The sequence below is a fragment of the Terriglobus saanensis SP1PR4 genome, from assembly GCF_000179915.2.
Classification (GTDB): Bacteria; Acidobacteriota; Terriglobia; order Terriglobales; family Acidobacteriaceae; genus Terriglobus; species Terriglobus saanensis.
Window position 1 is genome coordinate 1,274,144 of record NC_014963.1, and the last position, 22,769, is coordinate 1,296,912.

At 54.7% G+C, this 22,769-nt stretch carries 17 protein-coding genes; 12 read left to right on the forward strand and 5 right to left on the reverse strand.

Annotated elements, in window-relative coordinates; genetic code table 11:
- Positions 1-17: 17 nt before the first annotated feature.
- Entirely contained in the window at positions 18-458 is a 441-nt protein-coding gene (locus tag ACIPR4_RS05350; RefSeq protein WP_222829261.1) for a DUF4334 domain-containing protein, read from the forward strand.
- Positions 459-602: 144 nt separating this feature from the next.
- Here the strand turns inward: ACIPR4_RS05350 and rpiA are convergent, their stop codons facing one another.
- Complete coding sequence (gene rpiA, locus ACIPR4_RS05355) at positions 603-1,301, reverse strand: ribose-5-phosphate isomerase RpiA (protein WP_013567637.1); 699 nt, start codon at positions 1,299-1,301, stop codon at positions 603-605.
- 280 nt (positions 1,302-1,581) lie between these two features.
- Between rpiA and ACIPR4_RS21475 the strand changes: the two genes are divergently transcribed.
- Genes ACIPR4_RS21475 through ACIPR4_RS05370 form a run of 3 tightly spaced genes read left to right on the forward strand, consistent with a single transcriptional unit; the run spans position 1,582 to position 6,130 of the window.
- The gene (locus tag ACIPR4_RS21475) at positions 1,582-4,038 is read left to right on the forward strand and encodes a serine/threonine-protein kinase (protein WP_013567638.1); all 2,457 of its coding nucleotides are present in this window, start codon (positions 1,582-1,584) and stop codon (positions 4,036-4,038) included.
- Positions 4,035-5,339 (forward strand): tetratricopeptide repeat protein, encoded by a 1,305-nt coding sequence (locus tag ACIPR4_RS05365; RefSeq protein ID WP_013567639.1) that lies wholly within the window; start codon positions 4,035-4,037, stop codon positions 5,337-5,339. The genes ACIPR4_RS21475 and ACIPR4_RS05365 overlap by 4 nt, the downstream gene beginning before the upstream one ends.
- The gene (locus tag ACIPR4_RS05370) at positions 5,336-6,130 is read left to right on the forward strand and encodes a PP2C family protein-serine/threonine phosphatase (protein WP_013567640.1); all 795 of its coding nucleotides are present in this window, start codon (positions 5,336-5,338) and stop codon (positions 6,128-6,130) included. Before ACIPR4_RS05365 ends, ACIPR4_RS05370 begins: the two co-directional genes overlap by 4 nt.
- A 36-nt stretch (positions 6,131-6,166) precedes the next feature.
- On the opposite strand, the gene ACIPR4_RS05375 is transcribed toward ACIPR4_RS05370, so the two are convergent.
- From ACIPR4_RS05375 to tssK (ACIPR4_RS05385), 3 genes are read right to left on the reverse strand one after another with little or no spacing between them, the layout of a single operon-like run.
- A complete protein-coding gene (locus ACIPR4_RS05375) occupies positions 6,167-9,595 on the reverse strand; it encodes an ImcF-related family protein (RefSeq protein ID WP_013567641.1) in 3,429 nt (1,142 codons plus the stop codon).
- Positions 9,596-10,312, reverse strand: coding sequence for a DotU family type IV/VI secretion system protein (locus ACIPR4_RS21480; protein WP_013567642.1), 717 nt, complete (start codon positions 10,310-10,312; stop codon positions 9,596-9,598).
- Positions 10,309-11,664: a type VI secretion system baseplate subunit TssK gene (gene tssK / locus ACIPR4_RS05385; protein WP_013567643.1), complete on the reverse strand. Its 1,356-nt coding sequence runs from the start codon at positions 11,662-11,664 to the stop codon at positions 10,309-10,311. Before tssK (ACIPR4_RS05385) ends, ACIPR4_RS21480 begins: the two co-directional genes overlap by 4 nt.
- A 249-nt stretch (positions 11,665-11,913) precedes the next feature.
- Here tssK (ACIPR4_RS05385) and ACIPR4_RS22425 point away from each other — a divergent pair, with 249 nt between their 5' ends.
- A complete protein-coding gene (locus ACIPR4_RS22425) occupies positions 11,914-13,092 on the forward strand; it encodes a hypothetical protein (RefSeq protein WP_013567644.1) in 1,179 nt (392 codons plus the stop codon).
- Between the two features lie 24 nt (positions 13,093-13,116).
- Here ACIPR4_RS22425 and tssK (ACIPR4_RS05395) read toward each other — a convergent pair whose 3' ends face one another.
- Positions 13,117-14,487 (reverse strand): type VI secretion system baseplate subunit TssK, encoded by a 1,371-nt coding sequence (gene tssK, locus ACIPR4_RS05395; RefSeq protein ID WP_013567645.1) that lies wholly within the window; start codon positions 14,485-14,487, stop codon positions 13,117-13,119.
- Positions 14,488-14,764: 277 nt separating this feature from the next.
- Between tssK (ACIPR4_RS05395) and tssB the strand changes: the two genes are divergently transcribed.
- The 7 genes from tssB (at position 14,765) to tssG (ending at position 22,751) form a co-directional block, all read left to right on the forward strand.
- On the forward strand, positions 14,765-15,280 hold the full coding sequence (gene tssB, locus ACIPR4_RS05400; RefSeq protein WP_013567646.1) for a type VI secretion system contractile sheath small subunit: 516 nt from the start codon (positions 14,765-14,767) through the stop codon (positions 15,278-15,280).
- On the forward strand, positions 15,281-16,780 hold the full coding sequence (gene tssC, locus ACIPR4_RS05405; RefSeq protein ID WP_013567647.1) for a type VI secretion system contractile sheath large subunit: 1,500 nt from the start codon (positions 15,281-15,283) through the stop codon (positions 16,778-16,780). It abuts the gene before it with no gap.
- 48 nt (positions 16,781-16,828) lie between these two features.
- On the forward strand, positions 16,829-17,320 hold the full coding sequence (locus tag ACIPR4_RS05410; protein WP_013567648.1) for an Hcp family type VI secretion system effector: 492 nt from the start codon (positions 16,829-16,831) through the stop codon (positions 17,318-17,320).
- 236 nt (positions 17,321-17,556) lie between these two features.
- Entirely contained in the window at positions 17,557-19,428 is a 1,872-nt protein-coding gene (gene tssA, locus ACIPR4_RS21485) for a type VI secretion system protein TssA (protein ID WP_144312328.1), read from the forward strand.
- On the forward strand, positions 19,421-19,882 hold the full coding sequence (gene tssE, locus ACIPR4_RS22050) for a type VI secretion system baseplate subunit TssE (protein ID WP_187290247.1): 462 nt from the start codon (positions 19,421-19,423) through the stop codon (positions 19,880-19,882). Before tssA ends, tssE begins: the two co-directional genes overlap by 8 nt.
- A gap of 2 nt (positions 19,883-19,884) precedes the next feature.
- Positions 19,885-21,726, forward strand: coding sequence for a type VI secretion system baseplate subunit TssF (gene tssF, locus ACIPR4_RS05425; RefSeq protein WP_013567651.1), 1,842 nt, complete (start codon positions 19,885-19,887; stop codon positions 21,724-21,726).
- Positions 21,727-21,749: 23 nt separating this feature from the next.
- Positions 21,750-22,751: a type VI secretion system baseplate subunit TssG gene (tssG, locus tag ACIPR4_RS05430; protein WP_187290248.1), complete on the forward strand. Its 1,002-nt coding sequence runs from the start codon at positions 21,750-21,752 to the stop codon at positions 22,749-22,751.
- Positions 22,752-22,769 lie beyond the last annotated feature (18 nt).

Sequence of the window (22,769 nt, forward strand, 5' to 3'; positions counted from 1 at the left end):
TCTTGAATGACACAGTATTGTCAGATTTATTCGACTCCCTCGAATCAGTTTCATGTGAAGACGTTTTCGCAAAATGGCAGGGTGGTGGATTTGATACGGGGCATTGGCTTCTGCCGGCGCTCGCAGGCATGAAGTGGTATGGCAAGTGGATCAAGTCAACGACCGACGCCAAGCCTCTCGTTTGCTATAACGACGACGGGCAACTCTATTCGAATCAGGCCATGAATGGAGAGGCGAGCGTTGCCATGATGGAGTTCCGTGGAAAGGTATCGGCGACAGTCGTCTATGACGGTGTGCCGATGCGCGGACATCTCCGCAAGGTAGATCACAACACGTTACTCGGTGCAGTAAGTGGGAAGAGCCTGCCAACCGGAGACGCCATTGTGCAGGACGGCAGGCATCAGTACTTCTACCTGGAACGGGTCGAAGAGTTTCCTGCCAGATTTATCGAAGAATAACTTTTATCTCCTTGTGAACTTACGTTTGTTCACGGGCTCAATGGACCGCACTGCGAATCACAGGCATCAATATGCCATGTGATTCGCTTGCGTCTGCTATAAGCAGGCGATATCGCCCTCTCGCTTCCTGTTAGGAGTTGGTGCCTAAGGAATCTGGCTTTCGCGTGTGTACTGCTTTACCTCGCTTTCGCCCGCGATCAGAGCCAGATTCGCAAAATTGATGAAGAGCCCATGTTCGACTACGCCTGTGATGGCGGAGATTTTTTCTCCGAGGGCGATGGGATCTTCGATCACGGTCGGACCGCAGTCGAGAATGAGATTGCCTTCGTCGGTGATGTAGTTCCCGCTGCCGTCCTTGGCCTGGCGAATCTTTGAGTGTAGACCCAAAAGCTCGAGCTTCTTCGATACCAGCGGTTGCGCCATGGGGATGACCTCGATGGGCAGCGGAAACTTGCCGAGCGTCTGTACGAGCTTTGATGCGTCCGCAACGACGATGAATTTCTTTGAGGCCGAAGCGACAATCTTCTCGCGGAGCAGCTTCCCGCCGCCGCCCTTGATCAGGGCGAGACCGGGAGCGACTTCGTCTGCGCCGTCTATGGTTACGTCGATTTCCGTGGCTGAATGGAAGTCGATGATGGGAATGCCAAGTTCCGCACCGAGCTTCGCGGAGTCTTCAGAGGATGCGATGCCTCGAATCACCAAGCCCTTCTTCACCTTCTCGCCAAGCAGTTTGATGAAGAGAGTCGCGGTGGAACCGGAGCCAAGGCCTACGACCATTCCGGGTTCGATAAATCTGAGGGCTTCGTGCGCTGCCTGAAGTTTGAGCTCGTCCTGTGTTGGCATGTGCGTCCTTTTATTGCAGGTTGAGGTTCTGACCCACTCCTGGGCAATTCCTTCTCACCGACAGTTTGCCTTCGGTTCTTCGAATCATGTTAGCAGTCCGCAAAGAGCAGTTTTCTTTACTCAGATATTCCCGGCGGCGTCCGGGTCGCGAAAAACGCACAAAAGGAATAAAGCTGAGCCAGCGGTGTTAAGAATAAAGGCCGAGTCAGCGGTGGAAACAGATGGATAGCTCGTGCTCTTCATTGGGCCTCAGCTAGAGAGCCGTGGAAGCGGGTAGGTGATGGATATCGATCTTAAACCCTCGGATTTAGCTGTCATTGGACGCTATGGCATTGTTACCGAGATTGGGCGCGGAGGCATGGGGATTGTCTACCGTGGAGTGGACAAGCTGATCGGCAGAGATGTCGCCATTAAAACCCTGACCGAGGTGACCCCTGAGTTACGCGATCGCTTTTACGTCGAGGCGCGCTCAGGCATGCTCAGTCATCCGAACATCGTCACTGTGTATGAACTTGGGGAACATGATGGAAGTCCCTTCATTGCGATGGAGTTTCTGGATGGGGAGTCGCTGGAGCGGGTGCTGCGGGAGCGTGGTCGTCTACCTCTCCTGGAGACGCTCTCGATTGTTGAGCAGCTGTGCGCGGGGCTCGGATATGCTCATCAGTGTGGCATCATTCATCGCGATGTAAAGCCCGCAAATGTCATCGTGCTGCGGGACGGACAGATCAAGATCGTCGATTTTGGAATTGCACGTCTTACGGATCAGATGAGTCGGTTGACTAAGCCTGACGCTCTCCTTGGGACGTTTCACTACATCGCTCCGGAGCGACTAAAAGGTGAGATAAGCGACGGCCGGGCCGACATCTGGTCTGTGGGCGTCATGCTGTATGAGATGGTCACGGGAGAATTGCCGTTTCGAGGCAAGGACGTATCTGCCTTGTATCGGGTGATGCATGAACCATATGTGCCGGTGCGAGATGTCGTGAACGACATACCGGAGACGCTGACGGCTGTACTAGACCGGGCACTCGCGAAAGATGTGAACTTACGCTACGCAACGACCGAAGAGATGGCTGTAGATCTCCAGGTCGTGGGTGAGGAGCTCAAGCAGGAGCGGGTGGGATATCTGCTGGATACGGCACGTCGTCTGTGTAACGAGCGAGAGTTTGCGAATGCTCGTACCGTCTTGCTTCAGGCGCAGCGCATTAGTCCGCGAGATCCGAAGGCAAAGCTCCTCCTGCAGGAGGTACAGGACAATCTCAATTTGCTCCAGCGTAGCGAACAGGTGCGACAGGTGCTGGAGCAGGCGGAGGAAGCTGCGGCAAAGCGTCAGTTCGACGACGCGATTACCTTCTTTAGCCAGGCAGCCCAGCTTGATCGGGAGAAGGCATTCGATATCACAGCAAAACTTGAGCAAGTGAGGATGCTGAAAGACCAGGCGCAGCGAGGTCGGTTTCTTTGGGAGCAGGCGAATGATGCACGGAGTAAAGGGGACCTGACCCAGGCGGAACAGTTCCTTTCAGAAGCGTTGCGCCTTGACGAAAAGAGCACGGACCTCCGAAATGCTCGCTCTATTGTGTTGCGGGAGATCAAGAGGAGACAAGATGCTGCACAAGTTGAGGAGTTGGTAAGTAGCGCACGCGAGGAGTACAGCGCGCGAAGGTACACCGAGGCGATCGCTCAGTTACACAAAGCGGCGGAAATCGATCCCACCGATAGGCATTTACATGAGTTGCTTTTTTCAGCAACGACTCGGCAGAAGGAAGAGCGTCGACGGCGTCTCTTAGACCAAATCGTTGGGGAGATAGAGGACTGCCTTGAGATACCTGATTTCGATCGTGCTCAGGATAGGGTAAGCCGCGCACTAGAGGCTCTTCCTCTGGAGCCGCTTTTAATTCAACTGAAGAACGACATTGAAAAGAAGAAAGATGAGGCTGCCATAGCGCAGCTGGTCCGCTCCACGATCCTGGAGGCTCAGGGACTTTTCACCGAAGAGCCAGTGCAGGCGCTTGCCTTGGTAGATGCAGCGTTACTACAAGCGCCTGGGGAAGAGAATCTGACGCAGTTTCGTGTGCGACTTGAGGAGCATCTTCGGCAGATCCAGAGGGAAGAGCTGCGTAAGAAGCGACTCAGCCAGGCGCATGTCGCTTTGAAGGTAGGACGGTACAACGAAGCCATCCAGAAACTGGAGTCGGCGAAAGCGGAGGGGGCGGAAGATTCTGAGGTCCTGGAGTTGCTGGCTCTTGCACGGCGCGAGCAACAAGCGTTGCAGTCGAAAGTGGTTATACAGGAAACAAAGAAGCCTGTTGAACCACTTGATCGGCAGAGGCTTAAGATGCCGTTGCTGGCAACGCTTGGAGTCGGAATGATGTTGGCCGTAGTTGCGGCGTTCTGGCATACACGCCACGGGGCTCGCCGCATAGCTTCGCAGCCCCATCCAGAAGCGATCTCACCCGCAGGTGTCGCCCGGACGTACCTCGATCTCAATGCCTCGCCCTGGGCAGTGGTTACATCCGTGCAGAGTTCCGCAGGACAGGCTGTTGATCTTGGTGGAGGAGATCGAACAACGCCTTTGCGGCTGGACAATGTACCGATTGGCAGATATACGGTCGCATTCAAAGATGCAGATGGAATACAGCAGAAGATCGACTGTGTGGTAAGTGCGGAGCAGCACCTCTGCACTGCCACTTTTGCCATGCCAGAGGTACAGGACGCACTGAGGGGAGACCAGCCATGAAGATGACGCGTTGGCGGTGGTTGCCTGTTGTGGCATACATCGCATTGATTGCCATGCCAGCGTTTGCGGCGGATGAGACGGATCGACTGCGAGATCTTGCCAAGCGGTCAAAGACAGATGGCAGACTGGACCAGGTTGCAGTCTATCTCTGTCAGGCGGCCGGGATCAATGAAAAAAAATATGGAAAGCAGTGCGAACGCGCGCGCGCAAGTGCCACCGCCAAGCTCCAGGAGTTCGAGGGGGATTTTGGGACCGGGAAGTTCGAACTGGGGCAGAAGGATTATGCGGGCTCCATACGCGATCTGAAGAAGGTCCTCTATGGTCCACATCTTGAGGAGGCTGCTCATTTAGTAGAGCAAGCGAAAACGCTGCAGATGAAAAGCGCCAGCGATCCCACGGGTATGGTTTCCCTGCGGGCCGCACAGGCTGCCTATGATCGCGGATCGTTCGATGCTGCGACCACAGCAGCGAACAAAGTCGAGTCGGCGAATTTGAAGCCTATAGCGGCCCAGATTCTGAACAACATCAAAATTTACCAGGCTACGATCTCGGAGGCAGAGTCACTTGAACGTAGTGGCAATTTCAAGGAAGCGAAGGCGAAGTACAGCTTTGCGTTGACGATCAAATCGAATGGTCCGGGAGATCCTGCAGGTGCTGTGCAAAGGGTTGCGGCTTTACTGGCACAGCAAAAGCTGGATACAGCGAAAGCGCAAGCAGCAAAGTTGCAGCCAACAGCCAAACCTGATCCGCTCCTGCTGAAGAATGCGCTCGCGAAGGCTGACCGCGATGAGAAGCAACGGAATTGGAAGGCGGCCCTGGATGATTATGAGACCGTGCTTTCGCTAGACAGTGCGCAACCTGAAGCGCTGCGGGGTAAGAGAAGAGCACTCGCTCAGTTACGGAAGTCCTCAGGTTCACAGAGCGATTCCACAAATGTGGTCAGTATGTCAGCCAGCATGTCGTCCGAGAGTGCAACTCCGCAGGATTTGCTCCGCGCGCAGCTGGAGAACGGGATACACGCGTATTATGCCTCGCAATTTTCGGAGGCGAATCAGGATCTGTCGCAGTATCTCAACGCAGGCGGAGAGTCCTATAAGGGTGCCGCACATTTCTACCTCGCGGCCTGTCTCCTGTCGCAAGCGCTTCTGGCGGATCCGCAGGATGCGTCGCATGTCCAAGGTCTGCAACACGACGCACAAGAGCACTTCAGGCTCGCAAGTGAAGAGAAGTATAAGCCGATCGAAAAGCTGGTCTCTCCGCGGATTTTTGCCGAATGGAAGAGGATGGAGAAGCAGCAGTGAGTCTTGACGGGGCGACGGAGAACGACGGGATCCGGTCTGATCGCGACGCGGATTTACAAGAATTCCAGGCGACCGTAGAAGTCGCAGCACTCTCGGATATTGGCTGCATTCGCTCAGGTAATGAAGACAGCTTCGGGTACGATCTCGCTCTGGGGCTGTTTGTCGTTTGCGACGGGATGGGGGGCATGGCCGCTGGTGAAGTCGCAAGCAAAGCTGCGGTCGATCAACTCCTACTCCACTACGAAGAACTGAGTTCCAGCGAAGCGTCCCTCGAAGAGAGAGTGCGAGAAGCGATCGTCAGAACGAATCGGGACGTGTGGCAAGCATCCCGAGACCATCGGCATCTCCGCGGAATGGGTACGACCCTGGTAGCAGCTTGTCTGGAGGGCAACCACATCGTTATTTGCAATGTGGGAGACAGCCGAGCTTATTTTTTGAGGCAGGGTAGTTGTCTTCAGGTGACGCGTGACCACTCGTATGTGGCTGAGCAGGAGCGGCTCGGGCTAACGACGAAGGCATTACCGGGTCTTTCGGCCTTGCAGCAGTGGATCACACGCGCTGTTGGCGTAGGAGAACAAGTACAGCCAGATATGTTTATGGCAGAGGTCAAGACGGGCGACATCGTGCTTCTTGCCAGTGATGGTTTGACACGGTATGCAGAGACAGATTTGATCGCGCAGCGGCTGAACGAGACTGCGAGTTTGGCGGAGGCCTGTCGCGGGCTCGTGGACATTGCAATGGAAGGTGGAGCGGCGGATAACGTTACATGTCTCCTGCTCCGCATCCTCTAGAGGTGCCGCATAGGCCGGGCTGTCATCCGCAATTGGTCAGTGCGCAATCTGTGCAGCGCAATGTAGGCCAGTGAGCGCACCTGGGATGAGCAGACTCGCTCCGGGACCGGAGATCTCGAACCGCTCCGTTAATGGTGTGCCCTTGATAACGATGGGCGTGTTTGAGATTTCGAGAGGATACGCGAAGCGTGCCGGATTGCCACCCTGTTCGAGTTTGCCGCGATCCAGAAGGTGGAAGAGCGACCAAGTCCCGCTGAATTGCAGAGGCAGAGTACCGCTACCGTAGTTCGCAATCAGCTCTGCTTTCTGCGCGTTCTGAGCCGACCATGTAAAACCGCGCGAGACCTCAGCACCGGTGAGACGATCTGCGTCGACAGTGAAGGTGACACTTTGAATTTCTTTTGAGCGCAGGATATGCGTGTTGAAAGTCAGTGTCGGAGCGGTCGCGCCGGCAGGGAAGAGCGCGTTCGAAATCGTCGCCATGCGATTGAAGAACTGCAGGAACGCCGCCGTGGGTTTGATTGGTGCGGTGGGTGCCGCAACCCACGTGCTGCCCTGTTGAATGATCAGAGGTTTGAGCGTTGCATCATAGAACACCCAGAGTGCGCCCGAACCGGGCTTGAACATCGAGGTAATCTCGGCGGCTGTAGCCTCGACCGTGGCTCCGCGCGAGAAGGGGTACTTAGCAGTCAAGGTCGCTACGTTGCTGCAGAAGCCATGACCTGCGAGGTTGGTTTGTTGTGGACGCTCGCCGCGTATCGTATCTTCGACAGAGGTGATGGGTGTCTGCAGCAGGCTGATGACCATTTGCTCAACATGCGCCTGCGGATCGATGTTGAACGATTGCGATGTCTGCCCCACGGCGGCGTGGGCTGCAACCGCAGCGCTGACGATGGGTTGGGTTGCGGCGGGGTTGGTGGCTGCGGTGGTGTCCTGATTGAACTGAGAGAGAGCGCCCTGGAGACCGATGAGTCCGTTGATATAGCCGCTGTTGCTGCCAGCGATGAACCGGTTGATGCTGTCTGGCGGGACCATGACCTGGACTGGCTGAAACTGGTGCGCAACCGTTGGGCTGGCCACAGCCGTATGATGCGAAGCGGTGAAGATAAGCGCGAGTAACGATGAGTTGGGTGATGACAGGCTCTGTAATTTTTGTTGCGCATCCTGCAGGTTGCGATAACGCACGATTGTCGCAGAGTGCAAGAAGATGTGCCATTGGGCTGTGAAATCCGTGTCGTAGCGCTCCGTAAGCTTCTGTGCAAGTTGAGCGAGCTGCATGGAAGGCGCAGTCTGGGTGCCCAGAACCCAATCCTCGCCCCTGAGAAAGTGATCCGGGTGCTGCAACGCTTTCTGCACATAAGCGAAGCCATCGCGAGTAAAAGCGCCCGGTACTACATGCGGCTCGACTACCGTCGCGGCCGACCCTGGATAGAGGCGGTTGAAGTCCACTGCAAGTGCGACTTGATTCGCAGCCGCGATCATGTTCTGGTATACGCGATCGAATCCGCCAAAACTGTCCAGATATAAACGAGCTTCAGCGACAGCAGGCATGGCTGGCGCGATGTGGAAGGGATCGGCACGTCGAAGCTCCTCGGCGTAGAAAGTGAACTGACGTCCGGCGAGTTCACTCTGCAGATCTGACTCCTGATGTTGGCCGTTAAGCCAGAAGCGGGTGAGCACTGGCGGAAGGAAATCTGCTGTGCTCTTCTCCGGGTTGGATGTGGTGATCAGATAAGCGCGAAGGGAGTTATAGGCGGCAAAATAGTCCGCGTCAGCTGGCGCGGTAGCAGGCAAAGCGCCAAGATTCGCGACGAGATGCTTCTGCGTGCTCGCGAGCAGCAGTTGCTGAAACCGGTCAAAGTAGAGACGGCGTGCGGGGGCGATGAGCGAATCACCATGGAAGAGTCCCCATCTGAACATCATGGGCGCTCCATTTTGTTCGTATCCTTCTAATTCCGCGAGGGTGGAACGAAGTCGGTCGAGACTTGCCAGCTGTGAAGTAGATGCCAACGTCTCGACTGGCCCGCCGGACGGCAGAGCCACTTCACTCTCCTGAATCTCCCGTTCAAGGCGCGCATTGTTGCGGTAAGAGAGAGTAAGACCGATGCCGCAAATCAGGAGAAAGAGGGAGACAGTGGCAAGCAGCAGTCGACGCACGAGATGAACGCGCTTGCTGTTTTGATCGCCAGCGAGCGCATGTCGGTCGGCAAAAATTACGTCTGTAAATAAGTGAGGCAGGAAGCACCACTGCGCGATCCTTTGCGTGACGATTGGAGCCACGGGCTGCGGGCCGTTGGCTGCCAGGCTTTTAAGGGAAAAAATGCCAGTTGCTTCGGCATCGATCTGTGCCTGCCGACGTACGGCTGCAGGGGCACTGACTGCCTGTTCCGAGAGGTGCGCACGCACACCTGTGAAGTAGAAACCATATAAGTGAGGATTGGCGCTCAGGTGGCTGGGGCGGGTAAGTTCGATTAAATATGAGATCAGGTTGTTGCGAAGCTTGGCCATCTCCCGGGGAAACTCATAGACAGGAGCTGTGGTGTTCTGACCGGCCTGGCGCGCGAGCGCCTCCACGCGGAACTGGCCGAGCGAGAAGAGAAGCTGATCAAGAGAGGACGAAACCGACCTGGTCACTTCTTCCGCATAAAAGCGGCTCGAGGCTGCATGACGTGGGAGCGCAATGCCCAAAGGCTCGGAGATCTCTTCCGTGGACAAATGGCGCACGAACTCGGCGAAGCCAGGAATCCGGTCGAGTTTCGTCAGCAGAACATAGACAGGGAGGTCGGTTCCGAGTTGACGTGCGAGCGTCCGGAGCATGCCGTTTGTTTCGCGGGCAAGGGTTGTTAGGGAGGTTGCGGCATCTGGACCGAAAAAAGATTCGCAACTCGTACACACAATCACTGCACGGGATGGCGGTTTTTTGCCCAATGCCGATTGGTAAATTCTGGGTCTGGTCACGCTCAACAGGAGCTTCCACAGTTGAGGGCTTTTGCGAACGGTCTCGCCCACTTCGACGATCACGTTTTCTCCGGTATGCCAGAGGTTTGCGCGCGAGGTCGAGGCCACCGTTTGATCGCGATATACCTCCCCAGCAAGCAGTTCAGGATCGAGACCGGATCTGAGAACGGTTGTTGTCTTGGCAGAGTTGGAGCCGCCGAGGAGGTAGAGCAGGGGCGTGGAGGCAAACGATTTGGCAACAGCCCGCTGCGAAGAACTGAGATGACGTTGCGCATCGCGCAGGAGCGTGTTTAGTTCCGCGCTGTCATGGGGGTTTGCATCGCGAGTCTGAAAGAACTTCAGGCTTCGCTGAAAGAACAGCACCGCAATTGCTGCTGCGATGCCAAGGATCAGAAGGACGATGCGAACGACAAGCAGTCCAGTCCCATGAAGGTGAAGCAACGGTCCCGCAAGCCACGCGAGAATCGCGGAGACGGCGACGAAGAGAAAGGCGAAAAGATAAACCACTTATATTCTTTCCAGACTGACGAGATTTGCGGCGACCGTGAGGATGGTGCGTTGCAGAAGCCGGAGGCCGGAACTAAGTTCAACCTCATACCAGACAAAAAGAATGAAGACGAGTGCAGAGAGGAAACAGACCGTCCATGCCAAGCGACGCGTCCATGTATCCGATGTAGGAATGGCCAGAGCCGGAGGAACAGAGTTTGGGCGAAGACCGAGATGCGCGTCGCCGCGAATGCGCCGGATGCGCTCCCGGGCTTGTCGTAGCAGGGCGTGAAGCTCGCCGCTATCTCCCAGCGCATAGCGCCCCCGATAGCCAATCAAGAGACAGAGGCAGTGAATTTCAAGAACATCTGCTACTTCGCTCGAATCCTGCTGGCCAAGGCAGGTCCGCAGGTTTTGGAAGAAGGCCTCGCCAGCGAGATGGCCACCGAAAAGTTCTTCCTGAAGTGGGCGTCCCGCCCAATCGGCGAAGACGGGGTCCTGGACGTTGAGTACACTTTCGTCCAGAAAAGCTACGGTGGCGAATACGGCTACCTGTATGCCTTCATTCGTATAGCCGAGGCTACGCGCTTGCTGCATGGCATGCTGTAGAGACTGCCGAATTTCATCGCGGAAGGCCGAAGCGTTCTCCACACGCTGCAGGCGGAAGCGCACGCGTACGATCGCGGTGAAAACTTCCTGGAAGGCAGAGGCTAGGCTGGCCGCGCGCGGCGAATTCATGACGAAGACTCCACAACCGCAGTAAGCGTAAATTCTGTATCGCCTAATTCTTTTGGCAGAAAGAGTCCAACATCGCGGGTCTGCAGGATGTGCTCCCAGCATGCACCGGAGGTATCGATGGAGTAATAGTGCATGTCTGGTTCCGCGCGAATCGACATGGGCGGTATCGAAAGATGCCTGAGCGCCATGCCGGGCAGAGCGCGCTTGACTAATTCGGGCACGAAGCGAGCTGAGCAGACTTTTGCGAGAAGCGGAACGAGGCGTAGCTGCTCCGATTCAGCGATCGAAGAACGAACTCCCAGGATCCAGCGTGCACGCCGCAAGCAGCGCTCGTCTGCCACCGGGGCTTGATAGAAGAAAGGGCCCGCGGAGGTGAAATCAAGTACGACAGTATTCGTGGGAACAACGATTTCCAGATGATGTCGAATGTAGGTATTCAGACCCCGAAAGCCCGCGCCTGGATCGCGATGATCATACTCCGGCAGTAGACGTGGATCGGAGTCCACAGCGAAGGTGGAGAGAGCGCCAGCTAGCCTGGAAAGCTCCAAAAAACAATCCGCGGGATGTGCATGGCGCGTGTGTATGAGATGACGCAGAGGCGGCAGAGCGCTATGCAGCGAATGGAGGAACCAGTAATTCGCGATGTCGAGTGCGGATACGCCAGGTTCAAACCGCTGGGCTCGCTGCGAGCCGCGCAGGATGGTTTCGCTCTTGTCGCCTATCGTTTGGAGAAGTCTTTGCAGCAGGAGCATGAGCGTATCGCTGGCGCTGATCCGCAGACAGGCGGGAATAAAATCCTCGTCATATCGCAGGCGTCCACGGGTATCGCGGACAACTCGGGCCAGTGGCATGGTCAGAAGCTGTGGGGTGATCTCATTGGCTGTCACGATCGAGATATTCTTGTGGGCCAGCGCGACTTCGCGCTCGTCGATGCCGTTTGTTTCGTCATGCAGTATATGCATTCTGCTCAAATATCGAGCTTCGTCCGAAGCATCCGTCACTTGTGCATCATAGCCATCGTTTCTGCGTGCAGGAACCGCCAGGTACAGAAGCAGTTCAGTGGAAGAGGTGGGAAAGAGTGGCGCGATATCGCGTAATGGCGGTGCGGAGTCGGAGACAGGCATATCAAAGGAAAGCCCATCCAAAAAGATGCCCGAGGCAAAAAGCACGGATGCGATTCCGTTCTCTATCGCTTTTTGATCAAGTTCAATGTGGAGGAGACCCCATGGATCACGCCAGAGACTGTTTGCGAGAAAAGCGATGGAGTCTTCGTAGTAACGGCTCTGGGTCTGAAAGTGATGTGGCGCGAGGTACATGCCCTCGGACCACACCAGACGCGAAAGAAATTTCATAGCAACCTAACTGAGTTCACCTTGGAGCATTTCTCTTCAACGAGTTGTTTTCGGCAGTTGCTGGCCATTGGCAAACTGGCGGGGATCACCTTCATGGCGTGTACTGCTCAATTTTCATAACGACATTGGGAATAACACGGCTCCAAAGGGTTTATTCCAACAGCATGTTTTAACCTCTGTGCGCAGTTTGGTTTGTCTTAGGCGCAAGGTGAAGAAAACATGCTTGTATGGGAAAGATAGGTGGCCGCCATGAAATCGCCGAGCGACAGCAGCATTTCACAGCCGGAAGAACCGACCGACGTGCAGTCCGCGATACCGAAAAGCGCAACAGGTTTATTGTCTCCGCTGAATCTAACTTCTCATCCACGCGAAGCGAGTCAAAATGAGATCGCCACCCTTCTACGTAATGCGGATTCGCTCGTCCCGGATGCAGCCGGTCGCGGATCGAGCCAGCACAGTATCGAATCGACTGAATCTACTGCGGGGGCGCAACGGAAGCCTTTACCTACAGAAGTGTCCGCAAGCCAACCTGTGGATCTCACCGGCGTGTTTCGCATGGTGTCTGCGGCAGACTTGAACGACTCGATGTCGAAGACTGGTGCCGCTGAAGAGCATCATTCTGCGCCTCGCCTACGTTCAGGTGGAACGGAAGAGACTGGAGGTTTCACAAAAATGTTCCAGTCTTTGTCTGCTTCAACCGTATCGGACGCCGCTCAGGATTTTGATAGAGTTCGGGCGAACGAGGCGTCCTCGCCTACGGAGTCGCTTTGCGGATCCCCAGGGCCCGCGCCCCACTTCGATACTTCGACCCGCAATGAAAGATTTACGGAGCTACCCCAATATCTTGATCGGGATAGAGGCTGGGGAGAGTCTCGTTCTAAGAGAGATCAAGCCTCCGCGAGTGTTGCACCGCAGATGGAAGGTGGCTTCACCCAGTTGTTGCGAACGTTGAGCAAAGACATGGACGAACCTTCACCGGAGCGCGTGATGCCGGAGCCCGCTATCCGCAGCGCGCGGGATTCGGACGGGCCCGGAGAATTCACACGCATTATTTCTGATTCGATGCTGCGTGAGGCACAGGGCCGAACTTCAACACCTGTTCCGGTCCCCGAATTTCGCGGCGCAACGCCATCGGATCTATCGGCGCAGGGAGGTTCTGTGAGCCCGGCGACTCCTGAAGGAGCATCACCGACCGCTGCGGGCACCCCGTTGCCCCAAGCCACGAAGTTATCCCAGAGTTTTCCGCCACAGCAAGAGACCTCGCAGTCAGTCTCTCCTCAGTCAACCGCTCCGCATGCTCCAACGCCCGCTGCGCCGTCATCGTCACACGGGAGTCTGCAGCGGTACGTACCCCTGTTGTTAATCGTGAATGTGTTCCTGATGCTTCTCGTTCTTCTGGCCTTAGGCATCGTAATCACGCGTCACTGATCCAGAGACCGCATGGTCAGCACCTCATCCACGTGGCTTCGTCCCAACCGGCGGCAGGAGGATAAGTTCCAACCTGGGGTTAGCGATCTCGCCCGGCACATAGACCCCGATGTTCCTTGCTCGTTGGATGGTATCCCAGGCAGCACCAGCCCGGTCCAGACTGAAGTACTCGAAGCTGAGTTTGACTGGAATTTCCTGTGGCGGAGATGGTACATGCGTCAGGGCGACCCCAGGTAGCGCCTGGCGGATCAGCGTTTCGAGATGTGTCGCAGAGCAGGCCTTTACGAGTGTTGTGGTCCGCGCAATGAGTTCGGCTGTCGGAAGTTCGGACGCGATCGCGAGATAGAAACGCGAGTTTTTAAGGGTATCTTCTTCTACATCGATATCTGCCACATAAACGGAATCTCGTAGTTGGCGAAGAGGTAGCGCGAGAAAGCGGCTTGGAATGACCGTGTTCAATAATTCCACCAGGATGGCCTCCAGCGCCAAAAAGCATCGTCCTTGACGCATGTGATCGTACTTCGGCAGATCTTGTGGCAGCACGCGCTTGGAGAAGGTCGTCAGCGCCCCAGCCAGCGTGAGCAGGTGCATATATACCGTCTCAGGATGTACCTGGGGAGCCTGTAGCAGCTGGTGCAATACGGGCAGATGCGTGTTGATCGTGTAAAGCAGCCAGAAGTTCGCTACGTCGGAGGCACTGAAGTCCGCTAGAGACTGATTGCGCTGCCTTCGTACGCCAGCAAGACGACCGCTCAGCGATATCATCACCTCGACCAAGCTACGAAGAATACTGGTCAGGCTCTCGCTTGCGTTGGCATCGATCATGGGTGCGATGAATTCCCGATCGAGCTGATACTGTCCAGCCTCAGTGCGGAGCACGCGCGCAAATGGAAGAACAAGGGAGCCTTCCAGACTCTCTCCTTCTGCAAGAATTTTTAGGTTTTTGCGCGCGAGAGAGACTGGCTTCTCGATGCCTGTACTGTTCTCATCACGAAGCATCTGGAGCTCGGGGTAAAACCGCGTACTTAGACCGGAGCCTCTTTGTCCGATATTAATGCCAGCACTCCTGCTCTCTGGAATGGCGAAGTAAAATACGCACGAATGCTTCTTGTCCTCAAAGCAGTCATCCAGCGAGCGTGACTGAGGCGGCATATCCGCATTTGCGAGATCGAAGGCAAGACCGTCCGGAAAGAAGCCCGATGCCTGCAACAGGTTGAGCGAACCCTCGGTGATTGCAGTGGCGTCAACCTGAAGCAAGCGGAAGCCCCAGAAGCGAAATGAGGTTGCCTCCACGATGAACCGCAATGAATCTTCTACAAAGTGATCCTGCGCCTGGAGATGTTGCGGAGAAAGAAATACGCCTTTGGACCAGGCGACGGGCTGGAGTCTTCGCATAATGGATCTCTTTCTGAAAATCGCACCGACAAGGCACGGGCCGATTCCTTCGTTAGAGAACGGAATTTATGTGCAATTTGTGTGCCTCATCTCGATTCAAAAAAAACAATCTGCCCCTGAAGTAACAAGTTAAACGAAAGTTTATTCCAAACCATGCGAAAGGAGATCCTCATGTTTCAACTTGGCGTACTTGTTTTTCAATTTGGAATAAATTCGGATGTCCGGTGTTTCATCTAGCAGAAGAATGACGAAGGCTCAACCAAGCTAAGAGGGATCCATGGCAAGAGAGTCAACACAGCAGAAGCTTAGTCGTGTGCGCAGTCCGCGCGTACATATTACCTATGACGTTGAGATAGGTGACGCAATTGAAAATAAGGAATTGCCCTTCGTAATGGGTATTCTTGCTGATCTCGCAGGGCAGCCTGTCACGCCAATGGCTCCGCTGAAGGAGCGTAAGTTTGTCGAGATAAACCCCGACAATTTCGATGACGTAATGGCAAATCTGCAGCCGCGTGTTGCTTACTCGGTGCCAAACAAGTTGTCCGATGATCCGAATGCCGGGCAGTTGAAGATCGACGTGAATTTTCGATCGATGGATGATTTCTCACCCGAACAGGTCGCCGCTAAGGTAGAGCCGCTACGCGCACTTTTGGAGCTGCGGACGAGGCTATCGGATTTGCGCGGCAGCTTACAGGGCAACGACAAGTTGGACGAGATGCTCTACGAGGCGGTGACAAACACCGAAATGCGCGAGAAGCTGCGCCTTGAATTGGGAAAGACGGAGAAGCTCTAGATGGAAGAGGCAAAGTTGGCAGATTCGTTGGTGCTTACTGACGAGGCATCAGAAGTAGCGCAAGAAGGATCTCTGCTGGATAAACTCGTCGCCCAAGGGCGCTTTGCGCGAACTGCCGAGAGCAGGGAGCGTGGCAAGGATTTGATTAAAGAATTTATCTCGCAAGTGCTTGAAGGGCACATGACAGTATCGCGAGATGCAGAGGCGGCGATCCAGGAGCGTATTGCCCAGATCGATCGGATTATATCCGAGCAGCTTAACGAAATTCTGCATCATCCCTCTTTTCAAAAGCTCGAAGGAACTTGGCGTGGAATTCGGTACTTGATGGATCAAAGCGAGACGAACAGCATGCTGAAGCTGAAAGTCTTGCCGGTGTCAAAGCGCGAACTGTTACGCGACCTTCAGCGTGCTTCAGAGTTTGATCAAAGTTCCTTGTTCAAGAAAGTGTACGAAGAAGAGTTTGGTATCTTTGGCGGAGCGCCATTTGCCGCGCTCATTGGCGATTACGAATTCAGTAAGAGCCCGGAAGACATGGACCTCCTGCAGAGGGTAGCGCAGGTGGCAGCTTCCGCGCATGCGCCGTTCCTTTCTGCGGCTTCGCCTGACCTTTTAAATCTGCGCGACTTTACGCAGCTAGGGCTACCAAGGGACATTGGGAAGATCTTCGACACGACCGAGTATGCGAAGTGGAAATCATTCCGGCAGTCAGAAGATTCGCGCTACGTGGCACTTACATTGCCGCGCGTTCTTACGCGGCTGCCATATGGCAAGGAGACACAGCAGATCGAGGGTTTTGACTTTGAAGAGAATGTAGACGGTAGCGATCACTCAAAGTATCTATGGAGTAATGCAGCCTATGCCCTCGGAGCGAGGCTTACCAGTGCTTTTGCAAGGTATGGCTGGTGCGCGGCGATACGAGGTGTCGAAGGGGGAGGCTTGGTTGAAGATCTGCCAGCGCACACCTTTGCTACAGATGAGGGAGACATCGCGCTCAAGTGTCCAACCGAGGCGCAGATCACCGATCGCCGCGAGAAGGAACTTGCCGATCAGGGGCTTGTTCCGTTAGTGCATTGCAAGGGAACGGATTACGCTGCGTTTTTCAGCGTACAGTCTGTGAACAAACCGCGACTGTATGACAAGGATGCAGCCAATGCGAACGCAAGGCTCTCAGCTCAGATGCCTTATATTCTTGCGATGTCCCGCTTTGCGCACTATCTCAAGGCAATGATGCGCGACAAAATCGGAAGCTTTACCACTGTGGCCGAATGTCAAAAGTTTCTCAATAACTGGATATCGCAATACGTGCTTTTGGATGACACCGCATCGCAATCGGCGAAAGCAAGACTGCCGCTGCGCGAGGCGCGGATTGAAGTGTCCGAAGTGCCCGGCAAGCCGGGCGCCTTTCGCGCGGTGGCTTTTCTTAAGCCACATTTTCAGTTGGATGAATTGACCATCTCACTGCGATTGGTCGCCGACCTTCCAGATTCCGCACGAAATTGATCCTCGTAAGCGGGAAAGACAAAAATAAATAAACGACTAAGGAGAATTATGGCAGAGTACGGCATGGGCAGTCTATTTTTGAAGCTTGATGGAGCGACGGGTGAGGCGATCGAACCAACACATAAGAACGAAATTCCTGTGTTAAGTTTTAGCTTTAGCGGGCATGCTGAATCCGGCTCCGGGGGCACGGCCGGTTCAAGTGGAGCCGGAGCTATGCTACACGGAATCAATGTTACCGCGATTATGGACAAAGGCCTTCAAACGGTAGGCAAATTGTTTTGCGAAGGTAAACATATAGCAACCGGAGTGTTGTCTGCCATGAAGGCTACTGGTACTGCTAACAAAGATTACTTCACTCTTAAAATGACACAAGTCTACATTCAAAGTTTCAACGTGAATTTATCAAACGACTCTGCGATCGTGAATCTTACTTTGACTTATGCAGAGATCACTCCGAATTACTTCCAGCAGCAGGCAGATGGCAGCATGGCTGCCACGACCAGTTATACGTTCAATACGAAGTCGGGCAAGACAACCTAAAACTTTCGTGCTCCGAGTCCTTACTTCGCAAGCATCATGAAAGTGAGTTCAGCAAGAACTGTCAAGAAAAAAGGTGCACGGCATCGAGGTTGGAGGCTACGGTCTCCAACCTGTCCGTTGTAAGGAGACACTTCGTTTTGTGGTGGATCCACTGAGCCATATGACTTTTTCGATACGAAGTCGATCTCTGTAAGACGCACCAGGGGGCAAAAACCGTGTTTCTGATCGAATCCTTGATGCTGCCGATCCGAGAGGACGAACCCTCTGGAGACAGCCTCCGCTATGATCGGATCTTCGATCAGATTGCAGAAGCGCGTGCAGAAGAGGACGAGACCCTGCCCACTGGGAATTGGGAGAGACAGGCAAAACGCGCAGACGTTTCTCAGGTAATTTCCCTCACATGCGAGACGCTTCAAAACCGCAGCAAGGATCTTTGGCTGGCAGCCTGGTTGGGGGAAGCCAGTATCCGTCAGGAGAAATGGAAGGCGCTTCCCGAGAGTCTCAATCTGCTCTTGCGCCTGCAGGAAGAGTTTTGGGATTCACTTTATCCGGAGGTTGAAGAGGGAGACCTTGGCCTGCGCATTGCACCGCTGCAATGGGCCATGACACGGTACGCAGCACTGGTCTATGAGTTGCCAGTAACTGTGGAAGCGTTTGGATTTCACGTGTATCAGGCCGCACGTGCGATTGGCTACCAGGCCGATGCAGACCAGGACGAAGTAGCACGTGCGGCCCGTGCGGCAGCGATCGAGCAAGGGAAGCTGACACCGGAGGACTTGGATGTCGCACTCGCGGCTACGAGTAAGTCTTTCTACGTCTCCCTTGTCGCTTTGTTCACGGAAACCAGCGAAGTTTTGCAGAACCTCCACTCCTTCTGCGAAGCGCGATACGGCGACGACGGGCCTTCGCTCGTTAAGATCCGAACAGCAGTGGACGAGGTGGGCAACCTGGCCTTGTCGCTGTTGCGAAAGAAGCGAGAGCTGGATCCAGATCCGGCCTCCAACAAGCCGGAGCCCGACGATGCGTCAAAGCAGTCAGAACAGCAGGACCGACTAGACGAAATACCACCGCAAGACGAAGCGATACTGTCTTTAGTCGATGCTGGAACTGCAGAAGCTGATTTGGTGCCTCTACCCGAGAAGAGCACTCCGGAAACTACAGCAGGCTCGGGCGATTCGAGTGCATTCTTTCAGTATGATTCCTGGGATTCTGCCGTTGCTCAGGTTCAGCGATGTGCGGATTTCATGTTTACTCAGCGGCCAGATCATCCGGCTCCCTATTTGCTGCTCAACTCTCTCATGTCTTCGGACGCGATGACCGGCCTACGTGTGGCAGCACCTTCCAGCGAGACGCGGCTACTACTAAAGCAGACGAGTGAAGAAGGCGACTGGACCGGCCTCCTCCAAAAAACGATGACCGCGTTGGCAACACCCTTCGGTACTGAGTGGCTGGATCTACATCATTACCTGTGGCTTGCCAGCACGGAACTCGGTTATGAGACCTTGGCAGACTGTGCGCGGGATCATGTGCGAGCAATGTATCGGCGATTTGGGGCTCCCTTGATAGGGCTGGTCTTCGAAGACGATACTCCCACTGCAAACAGTGGCACGCTGCAATGGCTCCAGCGTGATGTTCTGGATATAGCGGAGAGCGAGACCCGAGCGGAAACGTCATTGCAAGCTGCCGATACGGAGGAATCTCCTTGGTCTTCAGAGCAAGAGCTTTTTGTGTTGGCCAACGAGTGGGCCGCGAGTGGAGATCTACAAAAGGCTTTGCGCGTGTTGACCGGGGACACGATAGCTGCCAATGGGCGCATTCTTTTTCAACGCAAACTGGAGGTTGCGAGGCTCTGTCTTGAGGCTGGCCAGAGTCTCGTAGCCGAGCCGCTATTACGGCGGTTGTTGGATGAAGCTGATGAGCGTCATCTAGCGCATTGGGAGGGGCATGGCATGGTGGGAAGTGTCCTCACATTGTTGTTGCGCTCTACAGATGCGAATGGTACCCGAAATGAGGTTCCAGAAGAAAACCGGAGCTCGATTTTTGCGCGACTTTGCGCAATCGATGCTGTAGCGGCGCTTGCCCATGCTACCAGTGTTCAGCATGAGTAATACCAGAGAGACAATTTTCGTGCAGTCGGTGTTAGACCGGCTAAGAGAGAAAACAAGTTGGCCAACAACGCGAGCCGCATCGCTTCGCTATTTGAAGGAAGCGATTCGCAGAGATATTGAAGACCTACTTAATACGCGGCGACCTCCAATTCCTGAGATCGAAAACTATCCGTTGGCCAACGTATCGGTTTTAAACATGGGACTGCAGGACATCAGTCAGCTTGGCAGTTCAGCGGACGGACGTCTGGAAGAGATTCAGCGGGCTGTGCAGCAATGTATCGAGACATTCGAACCCCGTCTGCAGAACCTTATCGTGACGGCGAAAAACGGTAGCACACCGCGACGTGAGATCTGGCTCACCATCGAAGCGACGATCCAGGTGCAACCGGCGGCAGAAACGATTTCGTTCGACACCATGCTTGATTTGACGAGCGGAATGTACTCGGTGAAATAGCAATGGCAAAGCCGCTTTTGGAATATTACGAGCGCGAACTCGCTTACCTCCGCCAGATGGGCGCTGAGTTTGGCGAACGCTATCCCGCGATTGCGGGTCGGCTACTGCTTGAGTCAGACCGCTGTGGCGATCCGCATGTAGAGCGGATGCTTGAGGCCTTTTCGTTTCTCGCAGCGCGCATACATGTCCGGCTCGACGACGATCTTCCTGAACTAACGGAGGGCATGCTCGACATCATTTATCCGCATTATCTTCGGCCGATTCCGGCGATGTCGATCGCTCAATTCACGTTCGACCGGGAGGCAAGTTCGCTCGGTGCAGCTGTCGTGGTTCCAGCGCAAAGTGAACTGATCACCAGACGAACGATGGGCGGTGAGCCATGCCGATTCCAAACAAGCTACCCTGTCGATCTTTGGCCCATAGAAATAAAGGAATGCGTTTGGCGTCGGCCAGAGCAAATTAAATCGCCAGCGCGAGTACCAGATGCTGTGGGCGTATTGAGAGTTCTGCTCCGAGCGAGCGAAGGAGCTTCCTTAAAACAGCTCAAGCTGGAGCGGCTCAACTTCTATCTCGGTGGAGAAAAGAGTCTGATGCTCTCGCTGTATGAATTGCTCTGCCGCAATCTGTTGCAGGTTGTGGTGCGTGATCCGCAATCGTCAGAGACGCGAAAAATCCTCCTTCATCGCAGATGCGTTCAGCCGATGGGGTTTGACGAGGACGAAAGTATTCTTCCGTACACTCAAAGGTCTTTTCATGGCTATCGATTGCTGCAAGAGTACTTCAGCTTTTCTGAAAAATTTCTCTTCTTCTCCGTAAACGGACTTGCAGAAGCGATGTTGCTGGCTGAGTCAGGAGAACTCGAAGTGTTGTTCTACTTTTCGCAGTTTGATCAGCCAGAGCGCGCACAGGCACTCGAAATGGGCGTAGGGGTTGGGTCGATGAAGCTCGGCTGTACGCCGATTGTGAATCTCTTTCGGCAGACCGCCGAGCCGATACTTGTCTCGAACGCGAAGCATGCCTATCGCGTTAACCCGAGTTCTCGACACCATCGCATGACAGAGATCTTCTCTATCGATGAGGTGAAGGCGACTAATCCTTCGCGCCGAAGTTCAACCACGCTGCGACCTCTTTTTGAGCACCGTTTTCACAGGTCATCGGAAGAAGAACACATCTTCTGGAGATCCAGCAGAAAGCAAGCGGAGTTCGATCAGAGACGTCCGAGCGAAGTCTTCCTGACGATCGTTGATCGAAACAGTGTGATGATGCAGCCCAATGCCGAGATCCTTAACGTGCACTGCACCTGCACCAACCATGACTATCCCTCCAGTCTTTCCTTCGGCGATCCGGGCGGCGATTTCGATCTGCAGGGAGGTGGGGGAGTAGGACCTATCCAAATGCTGCACAGGCCGACGGCGACCTCTTCTCCACCCGCAGTCGCGGGTCAGGTCTGGAGCCTGATATCTCAACTTTCTCTGAATCATCTCTCGCTCAGCGAGGGTGGTCTTCAGGCTCTGAAGGAGATCCTGCGGCTGCACAACTTTACCGAGTCTCCACATCTCGATCGGCAGATTGACGGCATACGTTCCTTTAAGAGTGCACGGCATATCGCCTTGATGCAGAGCGAACACGGAAGCGTCGCGGCGCGTGGAACCCGTATCGAACTCGAGTTGGATGAGGAAGAGTTTGTCGGTGGCGGCGCTTACCTGTTCTCCGCCGTACTTAATCGTTTCTTTGGACTGTATGTCTCGATGAACAGCTTTTCGCAGCTATCGGTACGCAGCACTCAGAGAAAGGAGGGAATAGAGGAATGGTTACCAAGAGCAGGCAGTCAAGTGGTGATGTAGGCGGCAAAGCAATGCGGAAGTGGATGGAAGAAGAGCCTTGGAATATCGGCTTTTTCCAGATGGTGCGCATCCTGGAGCGCCTGCATCCGGACCGCAAACCGGTTGGCATCTTTGTTCCTCCAGGAGATGAGGTTGTACGGTTTTCAGCACCGCCTGATCTCACCTTCCCTCCGAGCGAAATCAGGAGCTTCGTGGAGAGCGTCAGCGGCCCGGCATGCATGGACGTAAGCTTCATGGGTCTCAATACGGTGAACGGACCTATGCCGCGATCCTATACGGAAGGCCTGTTGGAGCGTGCGCGCGAGGGGGACCAAGCCACGCTGGACTTCTTCGATCTCTTCAATCATCGTCTGATTTCGCTCTTTTATCGTGCGTGGAAGAAGTATCGATTCTTCCTCGCTTACGAAGAGTCTGCGGATGGCAGCGATGGTATGACAGGCCGTTTATACAGCCTTATAGGTCTTGGCACGCCTGCGCTGAACAACAGGATGGCAATCGCTGACGAAGCCGCGCTTCATTACGCCGGCCTGTTAGCTCACCGCGTGCGATCAGTCGAGGGGCTGCGACAGATCCTGACACACTATTTCGGGATCCGCGTGGAGATTGCACAATTTTCTGGAGCATGGGTCAAACTGCCGCTGGAGCAGAGGACCACGCTCGACGAGGGAGAAAACTTTTCTGATTCTCTCGGCGTCGGCACAGTCGTGGGCGATGAAGTCTGGGACCAACAGGGAGCAATGACGGTGCGACTCGGTCCCATGTCGATTGACCGGTATCGGGATTTTCTGCCCGGCTCAAAGGGTTACTGGGAGCTTGAGGCATGGCTCAGGCTTTATTCGCGACAGGAATTCGATTTCACGATTCGGCTTCTGCTTGCCCGTGATGAAGTTCCCGCAACCGTACTCGCGACTGGCTTTGGAGAAGCTGCGGGCGTTGGCCAAGGTAACCGGTTGGGCTACGAAAGTTGGCTCAAGGTGAAACCTATGAACAGAGATCCAGATGAAACCACTTATGTATTGGGATAACGAGAAGGAGTGTTTGCG

Excerpts from the sequence above, each read along its gene's own strand:
- ACIPR4_RS05365 (WP_013567639.1), top strand. The coding sequence starts at position 4,035 with ATGAAGATGACGCGTTGGCGGTGGTTGCCTGTTGTGGCATACATCGCA.
- tssC (WP_013567647.1), top strand. The coding sequence starts at position 15,281 with ATGGAAGAGGCAAAGTTGGCAGATTCGTTGGTGCTTACTGACGAGGCA.
- tssE (WP_187290247.1), top strand. The coding sequence starts at position 19,421 with ATGAGTAATACCAGAGAGACAATTTTCGTGCAGTCGGTGTTAGACCGG.
- tssG (WP_187290248.1), top strand. The coding sequence starts at position 21,750 with ATGGAAGAAGAGCCTTGGAATATCGGCTTTTTCCAGATGGTGCGCATC.
- ACIPR4_RS22425 (WP_013567644.1), top strand. The coding sequence starts at position 11,914 with ATGAAATCGCCGAGCGACAGCAGCATTTCACAGCCGGAAGAACCGACC.
- rpiA (WP_013567637.1), bottom strand. The coding sequence starts at position 1,301 with ATGCCAACACAGGACGAGCTCAAACTTCAGGCAGCGCACGAAGCCCTC.
- ACIPR4_RS21480 (WP_013567642.1), bottom strand. The coding sequence starts at position 10,312 with ATGAATTCGCCGCGCGCGGCCAGCCTAGCCTCTGCCTTCCAGGAAGTT.
- tssK (WP_013567645.1), bottom strand. The coding sequence starts at position 14,487 with ATGCGAAGACTCCAGCCCGTCGCCTGGTCCAAAGGCGTATTTCTTTCT.
- ACIPR4_RS21475 (WP_013567638.1), top strand. The coding sequence starts at position 1,582 with ATGGATATCGATCTTAAACCCTCGGATTTAGCTGTCATTGGACGCTAT.
- tssB (WP_013567646.1), top strand. The coding sequence starts at position 14,765 with ATGGCAAGAGAGTCAACACAGCAGAAGCTTAGTCGTGTGCGCAGTCCG.
- tssF (WP_013567651.1), top strand. The coding sequence starts at position 19,885 with ATGGCAAAGCCGCTTTTGGAATATTACGAGCGCGAACTCGCTTACCTC.
- tssK (WP_013567643.1), bottom strand. The coding sequence starts at position 11,664 with ATGAAATTTCTTTCGCGTCTGGTGTGGTCCGAGGGCATGTACCTCGCG.
- ACIPR4_RS05410 (WP_013567648.1), top strand. The coding sequence starts at position 16,829 with ATGGCAGAGTACGGCATGGGCAGTCTATTTTTGAAGCTTGATGGAGCG.
- tssA (WP_144312328.1), top strand. The coding sequence starts at position 17,557 with ATGCTGCCGATCCGAGAGGACGAACCCTCTGGAGACAGCCTCCGCTAT.